The following is a 14594-nucleotide window of genomic DNA, read 5'->3' on the forward strand; positions in this document are numbered from 1 at the left end:
CCGGCGTCGGCCGCCCGGGCCACCGCCTCCACGATCGCCACGTAGGCACCACACCGGCACAGGTTGCCGCTCATCCGCTCGCGAATCTCCTCGGCCGTCAGCGGTGGTGCTCCGGCTTCGGGCCGGACGTCGTCGGTGACGGCGCTCGGCCAGCCCGCCGCGTGTTCCTCGATCACCCCGATGGCGGAACAGATCTGTCCCGGGGTGCAGTACCCGCACTGGAAGCCGTCCAGATCGAGGAAGGCCTGCTGCACGGGGTGCAACCGCTCGCCGTCGGCGACGCCTTCGATGGTGGTGATCTCACGGCCCTCGGCCGCCACGGCCAGCTGCAGGCAGGCGACGGCCCTGCGCCCGTCCAGCAGGACGGTGCAGGCACCGCACTGCCCCTGATCGCAGCCCTTCTTCGTGCCGGTCAGATCGAGGCGCTCGCGCAGTGCGTCGAGCAGGGTGGTGCGGTGGTCGACGGGCAGTGTGTACTTCTCGCCGTTGATCCTCAGGGTGATGACACTGGACGTCGATTGGGCCATGAGCAGCTTCTTTCGCGTTTCCAGGACAGTTGGGGGGTCAGGCGGCCGGCGTACCGGATGCCGTGGAAGGTGCGGGAGACAACGCGGGAGTGAACCGAATGTGCGGAGTGCTGGGGCCGGAGATGGCGACTGCCGACTGCCGTGGGGCCGCGTCCACGGCTATCGTGGACACAACCGGACAGCTGTCCGTTAGCCGAGAACTTACCGGACAGCTGTCCGCTTAGCAAGGGCGAGGTTCGGCCACGACCCTCGAGGAGGACGAGTGCAACAGAGGAAGGGCGCGCCCCTGCGCTCGGACGCGCAGCGCAACCGCGAGCGCATCCTGCAAGTGGCACTCGCCGAGCTGACGCACTGCGCCGACGCACCGCTGAGCGCGATCGCCAAGAAGGCCGGCGTCGGGCAGGGCACGTTCTACCGCAACTTCCCCAACCGCGAGGCCCTCGTCCTCGAGATCTACCGCCACGAGATGCACCAGGTCGCCGACAGCGCGACGCAGCTCCTCGGGACCCGGCCGCCCGAACAGGCCCTGCGTGCCTGGATGGACCGGCTCGCCGAGTTCGCCATGGCCAAGGCCGGCCTGGCCGACGCGATACGGCAGGTCACCGGCGCCCCGGGAGGCCCGGCGAAGCCGTCCCCCACGCCGGTCGCCGCCGCGGCGGAGCTGCTGCTCCGCGCCAACGAGGAGGCCGGCACCATCCGGGCCGGAGTCACCGCGGAGGACTTCCTCCTCGCCATAGCGGGCCTGTGGCAGCTCGCCCCGCACGAGGACTGGCAGCCACGCGCCACCCGGCTCCTCGACCTCGTCATGGACGGCCTGCGCACGGGGGCGCCCGGTCGGTGACCGGCGCACCGAGCACCGAGCACCGCGCACCGCGCACCGCGCACCGGCGATGCCCACCCGGCTCGGCAGGCCACGGCACGGGCATTGAGCGGCGACGCGGCCGGCTTCGCCGAGGACGGCGGCACGAAGCGGACGGGCACACGACCATGTGGCTGCCCGGCACGTTCGGGTGTACGCCGACGCGCGGACATTGCGGCCGGCGGGCCGGCGCGGAAGATTGATCACAGGGCGCATCGGTCGTCGTCGGGGCGGCCGTCGCGGCAGAAGGAGCTCGCCATGCCTGTCGCGGACGCCGAGGTGGAGGTGTTGATCGTCGGTGGCGGGCCGGTCGGGCTCACCGCCCGGGCGCTGCTGGAACGCTGGGGCGTGCGGGCGCTGCTGGTCGAGAGACACCACGAGCTGTCGCCTTTCCCTCGGGCACGGCTGGTCAACGTGCGCTCGATGGAGATCTACCGGCAGCTCGGGCTCGCCGCCAGGATCACGGCCGGAGCGTTCGGGCCGGAGTACGGCCGCATCCGCTTCCGCGACACCCTGCACGACCACGACTTCGCGACAGCGGCGATGGTCGGCATCCGCGGGCCGGTACCCGAGAGCCCCGCGATCGGCGTCCTCACCTCGCAGGACCGGCTGGAACCCGTCCTGCTCGGCGCGGCGGAGGCACCGGTGCGGTTCGGGGTCGAGCTCGTCGGCCTGGCCGACGAGGCCGACGGCGTCGTGGCCCTGCTGGTCGACCGGCAGAGCGGTGACGAGACCCACGTGCGCGCGCGGTACGTACTCGCCGCCGACGGCGCGCACTCCACCGTACGAGAACTGCTGGGCATCGACACGACCGGCCCCGGAGCGATGGGCGGTTTCACCACCGTCGTCTTCGACGCCGACCTGGGCCGCTGGTGCGCCCGGCAGCCCGCCGGGGTCTACTTCACCGCGCACGGATCCTTCATCCCGCTCTACCCCGAAGGGGGCTGGGCCTGGTTCGGCGCCACCCCCGCGGACACCGCACGCACCGACTGGGCCGGACTCGTCGCGCACGCCATCGGTCCCGGCACCGGCGTACGAGCCGACGTGCTGCGCGTTCAGCACTGGGTGATGAACGCGTTCGTCGCCGAACGCTTCCGGCGCGGCCGGACCCTGCTGGCCGGCGATGCCGCGCACGCGATCCCCGTCATCGGCGGCCTGGGCATGAACGCCGGAATCACCGATGCGCACAACCTCTGCTGGAAACTGGCGGGCGTACTCCGCGGCTGGGCCGCGCCCGGCCTGCTGGAGACCTACGAGACGGAGCGGCGACCCGTCGCCCGTCGGACCCTGCGCCAGGCGGTGGCCAACACCCAGCTCCTCGTGCAGGTGCAGAACCGGCGGCGCGAGCAGCTCCGGGCCCCCGAAGCGGCGCCGGACCAGGTGGAACTCCCCTGGTCCGACCAGTACTTCGCGCAACTCGGTCTGGTGCTCGGCGGCGGCTACCGCTCCGACGCCGTCCTCGCCGACGGCAGCAGCCCACCCGAGCCGGCCGACGGGAGCACGGATTACGTCCCCACCGCCGAGCCGGGGCACCGCATGCCACACCTACGGCTCGCACCCGACCGGTCCACGCTCGACGCCTTCGGCGAATGGTTCACGCTGCTCACCCCGGAGCCCACCGAATGGGCGCAACTCACCACCGCGCCATGGCCGTTTCGTATCCAGCCCCTTCCCCAGAAGCACAGGGACCGCTGCGGCCTCGGCCCGCGGGGAGCGCTGCTCGTCCGCCCCGACGGCCACGTCGGCGCCCGCTGGCGCGACCGCCCAGCGGGCGACGCCCCGCTCCAGCAGGCCCTCACCGCGATCACGCGGTTCACAGACTCAGCGTGATCGCGGCGGCGACACCTCCCAGACCCAGCGCGAACGCGGCCTCGCCCCAGCCGCCCGTACCCCAGGGGAAGAACCGGTCGACGGCGAGGCGGCCGGGGCCGATGGCCGCGACGGACAGGGCGACCACGGTGATGCAGACGCTGTACTCCACACCGCCGTCCGCTTCCCACAGACCATGGGCCCCGGTGACGGTCGCCATGGCATTGATCATCGTGCCGATCAGGGCGGCGGCCGCCAGCGGAGTGAGCAGACCGACGGCCAGGCCCAGACCGCCGAGGAACTCGGACAGGCCACCGAACAAGGCGAAGAGCTTTCCCGGACGGTAGCCGAGGCCGGCGAACGCCCGGCCGGTCGCCGTCAGGCCGTGACCCCCGAAGATCCCGAAGAGTTTCTGAGCGCCGTGAGCGGCCATCACCAGACCGAAGGTCAGCCGGATCAGCAGCAGGCCCCAGTCGGCGGCGGACGACGTGGCCGTGGTGCCGACGTGGGCAGGCGATCCGGTGGAAGTCGAAGGACGGTGCAGGATGCGTTTCGTATGCATGTCGATGCTCCGGTAAGAGACGCCGGAACGGGTATTGCCCCCAGCTCGGACAGCCGCCGAGGCACCGGTCGGCGGTGCGCCCCGCGCCGCGTCGCGGAGCGTGGACCGCCCCTGCCGATCCTTCTGCAGCAACCATGATCATGCATCTGGGCGCCACGCGGCCCCCGGGTCCCGATCGAGTCCAGGCGGTAGCCTGCTCGTGAGGGCAGCCATGGCCGATGAGGTGAGCATCCGGCTCCTCGGCGGTTTCGCCGTGACGGTCGAGGACCGCCCGGTCGCCGCCGGGGCGTGGCGGCTGCGCAAGGCCCGCAGCCTGCTGAAACTGCTGTGTCTGGCACGGGGCCACCGGGTGCACCGGGAGCGGCTCTACGACCTGCTGTGGCCGGACCTGGACGGGGCGGCCGCGTCGAACAACCTCCACCAGGTGCTGCACGCCGTGCGGCGTGCCCTGGCCTCCGCGGGGGCGCCGGGCGACGTCGTGGTGCTCCGCGACGACATGGTGGTGCTCGGTCCCGAGGGCGGGGTGCGGATCGACGTCGACGCCTTCGAAGAGGCGGCCCGGCGGGCCTCGGACGGCGGCGGGGCCGAGGACTACCGTGCCGCGCTCGCCCTGGCCGCTCCGGGTCTGCTGCCCGAGGACCGCTACGAGCCCTGGGTGAACGAGGCGGCCGAGGCGCTCGAGACGCGGAGTACGGCGCTCAGGCTCGGACTGGGTGAGGCCCTCGAGCAAGAGCACCGCACGGACGAGGCCCTGGACGTGCTGCGGGCGCTGATCGCCGAGGACCCCCTGAACGAGCCCGGTCACCGGGCGCTGATGCGGGTCCTGGCCGGGGCGGGGCGACGCCGGGAGGCGCTGGCCGCCTACGAGCACCTGCGGGACGCGCTCGGCCGTGACACCGGCGCCGACCCCGACCCGCAGACACGTCGCCTCTACCGGGTGCTGCTGGCCGACTCGGTCGAGGCGCGGGACCAGGGGCGGCCGCAGCCCCCGCGGCACAACCTGCCGGCGCCGGCGACGGCCCTCATCGGCCGGGAACGCGAGATGGCCGAGGTGGAGAAGCTGCTGGGGCGGAGCAGGCTGCTGACCCTGACCGGCGCCGGCGGCTGCGGCAAGACCCGGCTCGCGCTCGCCGTGGCGGCCCGTCGGAGCACCGGCTTCCGGGACGGGGCGTGGTTCGTGGACCTCGGCGGGCTGGCGGAGCCGCACCTCGTGCCCGAGGCGGTCGCGGCCGTGCTGGGGCTGCACCTCCCGCCGTCCGGTGGGTCCCGGGAAGCGCTGGTCGCCCAGCTCGACGGCCGGGAGCTGCTGCTGGTGCTGGACAACTGTGAACACCTGATCGACGCGTGTGCCGCGCTGGCCTCGGAGATCCTGGCCCGCTGCCCGGGCGTCTTCGTACTGGCGACCAGCCGGGAGCCGCTGCGCAGTTACGGGGAACGCGCCTTCCGGGTGCCCTCCCTGGGGCTGCCGGATCCGCGCCGGCTGCCGACCGTGGAGGAACTGGGCCGCTTCGCCTCCGTGCGCCTTTTCGTGGAGCGGGCCGCCGACGCGGCCCCCGGTTTCCGGCTGACCCCGGGGAACGCGGCGGCCGTGGCGCAGATCTGCTTCCGGCTCGACGGAATGCCCCTGGCCCTGGAGCTGGCGGCGGCGCGGGTGCACGTGCTGGCCCCGCGCCAGATCGCCGAGCGGCTCGACGACGCCCTGGGCCTGCTCGGTCGGGGCAGCAGGCACGGTGCGACCCGCCAGGAGACACTGCTGGCCACCCTGGAGTGGAGTCACCGCCTGCTCGACGACGAGGAACGGCGCCTGTTCCGCCGGCTCGCGGTCTTCGTGGGCGGCTTCTCCCTCACCGCCGCCGAGGAGGTGTGCGCGGACGGTACGCACGGCTCGGCGGTGCTCGACCTGCTGGGCCGGCTGGCCGACAAGTCCCTGGTGTGGGCGGAGCCGCGGCAGGACGAGGTCCGCTACCGGCTGCTGGAGACGATCCGGCAGTACGCAACCGAGCGCCTGCTGGCCGCCGGGGAACTTGCGGCCACCGAGGCCCGGCACCGGCGTTTCTACCTGACGCTCGCCGAAGCCCAGGACCACGAGCCGGCCACCGGCGTGTCCGGGGCGACATCGCTGGAGCTGGAGGCCGACTACGGCAATCTCCGGGCCGCCCTGCGCTCCTTCCTGCGCCACGAACCGGACGACGCGCTGCGGCTGGCCGTCGCCCTGCGTTCGTTCTGGCCCGAACGGGGGCGGCTCGCCGAGGGCAGGCGCTGGCTCGACGACGCCCTGGCCGCCGCGCCGGAGCCCACCCCGCAGCGCGCGCGAGCGCTGATGGGACAGGCCGTGCTGGCGGTCCGCCTCGGTGACGGCTCTCCGCTGGAGGACATCGCCGGGCAGATCGTAGGCATCCACCGGCGACGGCAGGACCCGGCGGCGCTGGCGTACGCCCGGTGCCAGCAGGCGATCCTGCTGTGGATGCGCGGTACCTGGGACCGTGCCCGCACCGCCCTCGACCTGGCCCGCACCCTCGCCCGCGACGCCGGCGACCCCTCGGTGCCGGCCGTCGCGGCGCATCTGGAGGGGGTGTGGGCCGTCTGCCGCGGCGAGGGTGCGGTGGCCCGCGAGGCCTGCGAGGAGTGTCTGCGGCTGCTGGACGACGTCGAGGCCGCGAACGGCCCGTTCTTCCCGGTCATGACGCCGGGTTACGCGGTCGAGGAGGACGCGGCGGGGCAGGTGTCGCTGTTCTTCGAGGAGACGGTGCTCGCCGGGCGCGTCGTCGGCTCGTCCCGGGCCCGCGGCTACGCCCTGGCGAATCTCGCGTGGGCGAGCCGGCTCGACGGCGACGGCGAGGCCGCCGCCGCGGCGGCCGAGCACAGTGCCGACCGCTTCCGCGCGCTGGACGACCCGCACGGCGAATCCCTGGCCCTCAACGCTCTGGGCAACATCCACCGCAGCCGGGGCGACCACGACGCGGCACGGAAGTACCTGGACGCGGCGCTTGCGATCAGGTGCCGGCTCGGCGACCGCCGGGAGGAGGGCATCACCCTCGGCTGTCTCGGCCTGCTGCACCTGGCCGACGGGGACACCGACGGCGCGCAGGCGACACTGGCCCGGGTCCTCGCGGGTTTCGAGGAGACCGACGACATCCCGGGCACCACCAACAGCCTGCTGCATCTGGGGCTCGTGGCGCGTGCCGCAGGCGATTCGGCGCGCGCCCGCGGCCTGCTGGCCCGCGCCCAGTGCCTGGACCAGGTCGCCGGGTCGCCGTCCGCCGCGGGATGGGTCGACCTCATGCTGGCGCGCCTGCTGTGGCAGGCCGGTGAGCGCGACGGCGCCCGGGCGACGGCCGCCCGGGCCGGTGACCTCTTCGCGCGCCTCGGCGACGTCCGCGGCCCGGCCGTCCTGCGGCGCGCGGTGCCGGAGGCACCGGTCGGCAAAGCGGCTGCTGAGTGAGTGCTAAGAGGCGCCGCCTAGCGTCCTTGGTGTCGGTCAAAGCACTCGATCCAAGGAGCCGACCATGTCGATCGATACGGCAAAGGGCATTCTGGGGGACGCCACCATCGCCGAACTGGAGGCAGGCCTGCGCGGCAGCGTCGTCCGCCCGGGCGATGCCGAGTACGACGAGGCCCGCGCGGTCTGGAACGGGGCGCACGACAAGCACCCGGCCCTCGTCGTGCGCTGCGCCGGGACCGCGGACGTGATCCGCGCCGTCGAGTTCGCACGCAGCCAGGACCTGCTGGTCGCCGTGCGTGGCGGCGCCCACAGCATCGCCGGGTTCTCGACCTGTGACGACGGCATCGTCATCGACCTGTCGCCCATGAAGGGCGCCGTCGTCGATCCCGTACGCCGCCGGGTGGTCGCCCAGACGGGCATGACGTGGGGCGATCTCGACCATGAGACCCAGGCGTTCGGCCTCGCGGTGACCGGTGGCCTGGTGTCCACGACCGGCATCGCCGGTTTCACGCTCGGCGGCGGAGTGGGCTGGCTGGTGCGGCGGCACGGGCTGGCCTCCGACAACCTGACGGCGGCCGAGGTCGTCACCGCGGACGGCCGCGTGGTGCGGGCGGACGAGCAGCAGCACTCCGAGCTGTTCTGGGCCCTGCGCGGCGGCGGCGGCAACTTCGGTGTCGTGACCTCGCTCGAGTACCAGCTGCACCCGGTGGGGCCGCAGGTCCTCGGCGGCCTGATCGTCTATCCCGCGGCCCAGGCCCGGCAGGTGATCACGGGCTGGCGTGAACTCACCAGGGACATGCCCGACGACCTGACGACGCTGGTCAACCTGACGACGGCTCCGCCGCTGCCGTTCCTGCCGCCGGAAGTCCACGGCACCCGTGTCGTGGTGCTGGTCGGAATGTACGCGGGCGACCTCGCGGCCGGCGAGGCGGCCGTCGGCCCGCTGCGGAGGCTCGGGACGCCCATCGCCGACCTCATGGGCCCCATGCCGTACACGGGGATGCAGTCGATGCTCGACCCGCTGTGGACGGCCGGTGCCCACAACTACTTCACCTCGGCGTTCATCGAGCCGTCCGACGCCGCGCTCGACGCCGTGCTGCGCCGCCACCTGACGACGCCCACGCCGAACAGCGAGATGCATCTGCACCAGCTGGGCGGTGCCTTCGCCCGCGTCCCCGCCGACTCCACCGCCTTCAGTCAGCGCGATTCGAGCATGCTGTGCAACGTGATCGCGCGCTCCCCGGACGCGACGGACTTCGACTCCCATGTCGCCTGGGCCCGCGACACCCGCGAGGAGATCGCGCGCCACGGCCGCGGGGCGATGTACGTCAACTTCACCGGCGACGGCGCCGAGGACAAGGTGCGCGCCTCCTACCCCGACGCGGTGCACGAGCGGCTCGTCAGGGTCAAGGACGCCTACGATCCCACGAACCTGTTCCGCCTCAACCAGAACATCCCCCCTTCGACCGCCTGAGTCCCCGAACATCGGCCGGGCCCGGGATCGGATACCGCTCCCGGGCCCGCTCACGCTTCGTGCGACGCGGGCGGTCGTCCCGACGCACGACACTCAGACGTTCGCCGGTCCGTGTGTCTCCGCCGGTTGTGCCAGCCGGGCGCGGATGCGCTCGGCTTCGGGGTGGGCGAGTTCGGTGTAGAGAGCGAGCGCGCTCCGCCAGGCGGCGCGGGCGGCCTCGTGGTCGCCGGTCGCCCGGTGGACGTCGCCGATGCGGACCAGGGACCCGGCCTCCTCGGCCGGGACCCCCGCTTCCTGGTACAGGGCCAGTGCGTTGCGGTAGCCCGTGAGGGCCTGCGGGTGGTTGCCGAGGTGGTGATGGGCGTAGGCGATGCTGTCCCAGGTGGCGGCCTGGCCGACGTGGTCGCCGAGTTCCCGCAGCATGGTCAGGGCCTCGGAGCAGTGCTCGAGGGCCTGTTGGTACTCCCCGAGCGTGGCGTGGGACCAGCCGACCGCGTTGAGGGCCGATGCCTGCGCGGCGGGGCTGCCGCCGGCCCGGAGGACGTCCAGGGCCAACTGGTCGTGCCGCAGCGCACCGTGGAGGTCGCCGCGCTGCTCGGCTTCCCAGGCGAGGCTGCGGTGGACGCTGGCCCGCCCCGCGTCGTCCCCGAGCCCGGTGAAGAGTTCCAGAGCGCGGTCGAGGTGGACGGCGGCTTCGCCGTGCAGGCCCAGTCGCCCCTCGGCGCGGGCCAGTCCGCGGACGCTGTGAGCTTCCATGACAGGATCGGCGAGGCGCAGAGCCGCGTCGAGTGCGGCCCGTTGGGCGGCCACCCAGTCGTGCCAGTGTCCCTGCCGGTCGAAGTACCGTTCCAAGGACGAGACGAGCAGACAGGCGACGCGCTCCGAGCCGGAGTTCGCGGCCGCGTGGACGACGGCGAGCAGCACCGCGTGCTCGGCCGTGAGCCAGGCCAGGGCCCGCTCGTCGTCGGCGAGCGGCTGCGGGAGGGCCCCCTCCGGCGGGGGGTCGAGCGGCATCCCGTCCGCGTACGGTGCGATCAGCAGGCCGGCGGCGTGCGCCGTGTGGAGGTAGTGCTGGAAGAGCCGGTCGAGCGCTGCCCGGCGTTCGGACCCGCCGTGCTCGGCGTGGGCCAGTTCGGCGGCGTGGGCGCGCAGCAGGTCGTGGAAGGAGCAGCGGCCGCGGGTGTGTTCGTTGACGAGGTGCACTCGGATCAGCTCGGTCAGCAGCGCTTGTGCCGCCGGTACGGTGAGCCCGGTGAGGGCGGCCGCCGCAGGCGCCGTGACGTCGGGGCCGGGATGCAGCCCGAGCAGGCGGAAGAGACGGGCGGCGGCGGGTGAGAGGGCGCGGGACGACCAGGAGAAGACCGCGCCGACGTCGGCGGACGTGTCGGCCCTGCTGAAGGCGTCCAGGCTGCCGTGGGCTTCGCGCAGCTCGGCGGCGATGGCCGACAGCGCGAAGTGCGGATGGGCGGCCGCGCGGGCCGCGACGCAGGCCAGGGCCAGCGGAAGTCCGGCGCACCGGGCGGTGATCTCCGCCACCGCCTGCGGCTCGGCCGTGGCGCGCTCGGCGCCCACCCGGCCGACGAGGAGTTCGCGTGCCTCCTCGGCGTCGAGCGGGCGCAGGGTGAGGGCATGGGCTCCGTGGGCCGCCACCAGGGAGGACAGCTGGTTGCGGCTGGTGACGATCGTGAGGCAGCCGGGCGTGCCGGGCAGCAGCGGCCGTACGTGGTCGGTGTCCCGGGCGTTGTCCAGCAGGAGGAGGAAGCGGCGGCCGGCGAGCATGCCGCGGTAGAGGGCGGTCCGGGCGTCCGGATCGTGCGGGATGCGCTCGGGCGGCACCCCCAGCGTGTCCAGGAAACCCCGGACCGCTTCGTCGGCGGTCATGACGGCGCCCGACGGGTCGAAGCCGCGCAGGTTGACGTAGAGCTGCCCGTCCGGGTAACGGTCCCTGATCCGATGGGCCCAGTGCACGGCGAGCGTGGTCTTGCCGACCCCGGCCATGCCGCCGATGGCGCTGATCACCACCGTCTCGGCGGACCGTGCGTCGCTGGACAGCAGCCCCAGCGCCTCGTCGAGTTCGGCCCGGCGCCCGGTGAACGTGGCCAGGTCGTACGGCAGTTGGGCGGGCACGGAGACCGCCTGCGCGGTGGCATGCCGGGAGGCCGCCGGTCCGTCGCCGGGATGTTCGTCCGGGGCTTCCGCCGCGGCGGGCGACGACGCCCGACGGCCGAGCACCGCGGCGTGGGCGTCGCGCAGCTCCACTCCCGGGTCCATGCCCAACTCGTCGGCGAGCCGGTCCGACACGACCTGGTAGGTGCTGAGCGCCTCGACCCGCGCACCGGTGGCCGAGAGGGCGAGCATCAGCCGGGCCAGGAGCGGTTCGTCCAGCGGGCTGCCGGCAGCGGCCTCCCGGAGCCGGGGCAGGACCGTGTCCGGGACACCGGCGCCGAGCGCGGCATCGGCGGCCTCCTTCAGGGCCGCGAGGTACTCACCGTCCAGTGAGCCGAACGCCGCGTGGGCGCGGGACTCCGGAGCGATACCGGAGGCTGCCGGTCCCTGCCACAACGACAGCGCCTCGGTGAGGAGTTCCACGGCCCGGGCCGGTTCCCCGTCCGACAGGGCCCGCCGGGCCTCCCCCCGCAGCGCGCGGAAGTGCAGCAGGTCCAGGGAGTCACCGTCGGTCACCATCCGATATCCACCGGCGCCCCTCAGCAGCCAGCGGCCCGGTCCCCGGGCGGGCAGCCCGGGCTCCAGCAGGCGGCGCAGGGATCCGACGTGTCGGCGGACCATGTTGACCGCGGTGCCCGGCGGGCGCCCGCCCCACAGCACGTCGACGATCTCGCCCACTTCGACCGGCTGACCTGCCCGTATCAACAGCATTGCCAGCAGCGCCCGTTCCTGTGGGCCGCCGAGGTCGAGCTCGGTCCCCGCCCGCCGGGCGCGGACCGGCCCGAGCACCGTGAACCGCACTGTCTCCGGCACCACTCCGCTCCCCCTCCACTGCCACCCGTTCATTCACCCTATGCCGTGCCGTGACCCTCAGTCACAGCGTGCGCGGGCGAGGAGGGAGCCGCAGCCCCACGCCGGCTTCCCCGGCCCGGCCGGCCGCCGAGACGCCGGGGCGCTCAGCACCCGGAGAGGTGAACGCCAGGGGAGCCTACGGGCGGAGGGAACCCGTGGACACGCGCCTGCGGTACGACGCGGCCGGCACCGCCCCGCAAGGCCCCACGTGGACCCTGGAATTTCGGCGTCACCGGTTTGACCGGTGACGCTCACTGTGCCACAGTCGGCATGCGCGCACTTCGGCACCGGAAGCACACGGGAGGCTTCGGATGATCAACAGGCGTACCTTCAGCAAGGTCCTGGGTCTGGGCACGGGCACGGCCGCCGCGTCACTGGCCGCCCCGCAGGGACTCGCCACCGCCTCCGCCGCCCCGCGCGAGGACAGCGGGACACCGGTGTCGCCCGCGGTCAGCCGGGGCACGCACACCCCGTTCGGCTCGCTCAAGCAGGTCAGGGCCGGTCTGCTGGACGTCGGCTACGCGGAGGTGGGACCCGCGCACGGCCCCGCGGTCATCTGCCTGCACGGCTGGCCGTACGACATCCACAGCTTCGTGGACGTGGCACCGCTGCTGGCGTCCGAGGGCTACCGGGTGATCGTTCCCTACCTCCGCGGTCACGGCACGACCCGCTTCCTGTCCTCCCGGACGTTCCGCAACGCCCAGCAGTCGGCCGTCGCGCTCGACATCATCGCCCTGATGGACGCCCTGAAGATCGAGCAGGCCGTTCTCGCCGGCTTCGACTGGGGCTCGCGGACCGCCGACATCATCGCCGCGCTGTGGCCGCGGCGCTGCAAGGCCCTGGTGTCGGTGAGCGGATACCTCGTCACCAACCTCGAGGCCAACCTGAGGCCACTGGCCCCCGCGGCGGAACACACCTGGTGGTACCAGTACTACTTCGCGACGGAGCGGGGCCGGCTGGCCATGGAGGACAGGACCAAGCGCCGTGAGCTGACCCGGCTGGTCTGGGACACCGTCTCCCCGACGTGGGACTTCGACGACGCCACCTTCGAGCGCACGGCCGCGGCCTTCGAGAACCCGGACTACGCCGACATCGTCATCCACAACTACCGGTGGCGACTGAGCCTGGCCGACGGCGAGCGCCGCTACGACGGCCTGGAGAAGCGGCTCGCCGCACGGCCGGTCGTCGAGGTGCCGGCCATCACCCTCGACCCCGAGCGGGACCCCTTCACCGCTCCGGGCAACGGGGCGTCGTACCGCGACAGGTTCACCGGCGCGTACGAGCACCGCACCCTGACAGGCATCGGCCACAACGTGCCGCAGGAGGCACCCACGGCCTTCGCCCGGGCCGTCGTCGACGTGGACCACTTCTGACCCCGACGCGCCCGACACCGACTTCGACCCGATGGAGGCAGAGCATGGAGAACAACAGCGTCACGGAGACCGCCGCGGCGGCACGGCATGCGCGGTTCGGCACGTTGCCCGAGCGGATCCGCTACGAGGACATGGTCGAGGAGCGGGCCGCGACACCGAGGGACCCGTCCCGGGACTCGTACTCCCCGGAAGGGTCATGGATGTCCTACTCCTGCCTCGCCGCGGACCTGGGCCTCTGAGCCGGGGACAGGGGCTGGGCGCGCGGTGAAGGCGGACGTGCGGCGTGCGCGGCGCACCGACGAGCCTTGCAGACCCGATCGTCACCTGCCAGAATGGTGATGTGAACCTGGAGCACGTCTTCGTCTGCGGACACCCCGCCCTCGACTTCGCCGCGACCCTCCGCGCGCGCCGCACGGTGGGCTTCGAGATGTTCGTGTCGCCCGAACGCCTGGACGCCTGGTACGTGGAGTCCGGCATCGTGGACGCCATCTCCCCCAGCCAGGACAGCGACGTCGAGCAGGCCGTCGCCGTGCGCGAGTCCCTGTACCGCCTCGTCACCGCGCGCCGCCTCGGCGAGGCGTACGACGAGGAGTGCCTGACCCGGCTCAACAGCGCCGCCCGCAAGCCCCCCGCCACACCCCAGCTCACCGCGACCGGCCGATGGACCGTCGCCACCCCGGAAGCGGCCCTGTCCACCGTCGCCCGGCAAGCCGTGGAGCTGCTGAGCGGGCCCGACGTACCGTTGCTCAAGGAATGCGGCAACCCCGAGTGCACCCGGATCTACGTCGACCGCTCCCGCGGCACGCGCCGCCAGTGGTGCGGCATGGAATCCTGTGGCAACAAGATCAAGGCAGCCGCCTACCGCGCCCGCAAGAAGCAGACCGCCGGAGGCTCCGCATGATGTCGCTCGATCTCCATCCGATCTTCCGCAACAACCGCGACATCGAACTTGCGCTGCGTCAGTTCCTCTTCCGCGCCAACAATTCGGGTGAGCCCGTCGCGGAGATCATTCCGGGCAAGGGGTCCGGCCGGCTCAAGGAGCGGGTCCTCGCGTTCCTCGACCAGAAGCACATCAGGAAGCTGTACGTCCGCCGCGAGGTCGACTCCGGCAACGCCGGGCGCATCCTCGTCCACTTCAGGTGACGGTGACTCGACGAACTCCATGGCCGGGTACCGGGGAGAGGGGCCGTCCAGCAAGCGGTCGTGCCGCCCGCGCAGCCAGTGGTCGAAGAACGCCGCCACGTAGGCCTCGTTGGTCCGCACGGCCGTGGCGGGGTCGACGGTACCGATGTCCTCCGCCAGGGTGGCCGGTGACAGCTTCAGCTGCGGGAGCAGGACTTCCGTGTCCGTGAACGAGGCGTGCTCGGCGCCGCGCAGCCGGAGCTGACGGTTCCAGCCCGGGGCGTGGGCCCGGAACGCCGTCCAGACGGGGCCCGTGTCCGTGGGTCCGTCCTTGCCCGCGCCGGCAGCGGCGGTGACCAACCGTCAGGCCGGTCGCGTCCACCCACCGGAGACCACTGCCGCCGACCA

At 73.1% G+C, this 14594-nt stretch carries 11 protein-coding genes; 8 read left to right on the forward strand and 3 right to left on the reverse strand.

All coding sequences use genetic code 11. The features are described from left to right. Positions 1–527: (2Fe-2S)-binding protein (locus AC07CM_RS18795; protein ID WP_478877518.1), on the reverse strand; the 527-nt coding region annotated here is incomplete at its 3' end. Between the two features lie 262 nt (positions 528–789). Here AC07CM_RS18795 and AC07CM_RS18800 point away from each other — a divergent pair. Together AC07CM_RS18800 and AC07CM_RS18805 are read left to right on the forward strand one after the other, a co-directional pair. After that, positions 790–1368 (forward strand): TetR/AcrR family transcriptional regulator, encoded by a 579-nt coding sequence (locus AC07CM_RS18800; RefSeq protein WP_478877519.1) that lies wholly within the window; start codon positions 790–792, stop codon positions 1366–1368. 276 nt (positions 1369–1644) lie between these two features. Further along, positions 1645–3216, forward strand: coding sequence for an FAD-dependent monooxygenase (locus tag AC07CM_RS18805; protein ID WP_478877520.1), 1572 nt, complete (start codon positions 1645–1647; stop codon positions 3214–3216). On the opposite strand, the gene AC07CM_RS18810 is transcribed toward AC07CM_RS18805, so the two are convergent. Beyond that, a complete protein-coding gene (locus AC07CM_RS18810; protein WP_478877521.1) occupies positions 3200–3757 on the reverse strand; it encodes a DoxX family protein in 558 nt (185 codons plus the stop codon). The genes AC07CM_RS18805 and AC07CM_RS18810 overlap by 17 nt on opposite strands. A gap of 211 nt (positions 3758–3968) precedes the next feature. Between AC07CM_RS18810 and AC07CM_RS18815 the strand changes: the two genes are divergently transcribed. Next, positions 3969–7199 carry a BTAD domain-containing putative transcriptional regulator gene (locus AC07CM_RS18815; RefSeq protein WP_478877522.1) on the forward strand — a complete coding sequence of 1077 codons (3231 nt, stop codon included), beginning with the start codon at positions 3969–3971 and terminating at the stop codon, positions 7197–7199. Between the two features lie 64 nt (positions 7200–7263). Beyond that, positions 7264–8673 carry an FAD-binding oxidoreductase gene (locus AC07CM_RS18820; protein ID WP_478877523.1) on the forward strand — a complete coding sequence of 470 codons (1410 nt, stop codon included), beginning with the start codon at positions 7264–7266 and terminating at the stop codon, positions 8671–8673. 93 nt (positions 8674–8766) lie between these two features. Here AC07CM_RS18820 and AC07CM_RS18825 read toward each other — a convergent pair whose 3' ends face one another. Further along, the gene (locus tag AC07CM_RS18825) at positions 8767–11685 is read right to left on the reverse strand and encodes an AfsR/SARP family transcriptional regulator (RefSeq protein ID WP_478877524.1); all 2919 of its coding nucleotides are present in this window, start codon (positions 11683–11685) and stop codon (positions 8767–8769) included. A 317-nt stretch (positions 11686–12002) separates the two neighbouring features. Here AC07CM_RS18825 and AC07CM_RS18830 point away from each other — a divergent pair, with 317 nt between their 5' ends. From AC07CM_RS18830 to AC07CM_RS18845, 4 genes are all read left to right on the forward strand, one after another. Continuing rightward, positions 12003–13064: an alpha/beta fold hydrolase gene (locus tag AC07CM_RS18830; protein ID WP_478877525.1), complete on the forward strand. Its 1062-nt coding sequence runs from the start codon at positions 12003–12005 to the stop codon at positions 13062–13064. Positions 13065–13108: 44 nt separating this feature from the next. Continuing rightward, positions 13109–13303, forward strand: a complete 195-nt coding sequence (locus AC07CM_RS18835; RefSeq protein ID WP_478877526.1) for a hypothetical protein — start codon at positions 13109–13111, stop codon at positions 13301–13303. A gap of 101 nt (positions 13304–13404) precedes the next feature. Continuing rightward, entirely contained in the window at positions 13405–13965 is a 561-nt protein-coding gene (locus tag AC07CM_RS18840; protein ID WP_478877527.1) for a CGNR zinc finger domain-containing protein, read from the forward strand. Further along, a complete protein-coding gene (locus AC07CM_RS18845; RefSeq protein WP_478877528.1) occupies positions 13962–14207 on the forward strand; it encodes a Smr/MutS family protein in 246 nt (81 codons plus the stop codon). Before AC07CM_RS18840 ends, AC07CM_RS18845 begins: the two co-directional genes overlap by 4 nt. Positions 14208–14594 lie beyond the last annotated feature (387 nt).

It is taken from the genome of Streptomyces sp. NPDC044061 (genome assembly GCF_056434305.1).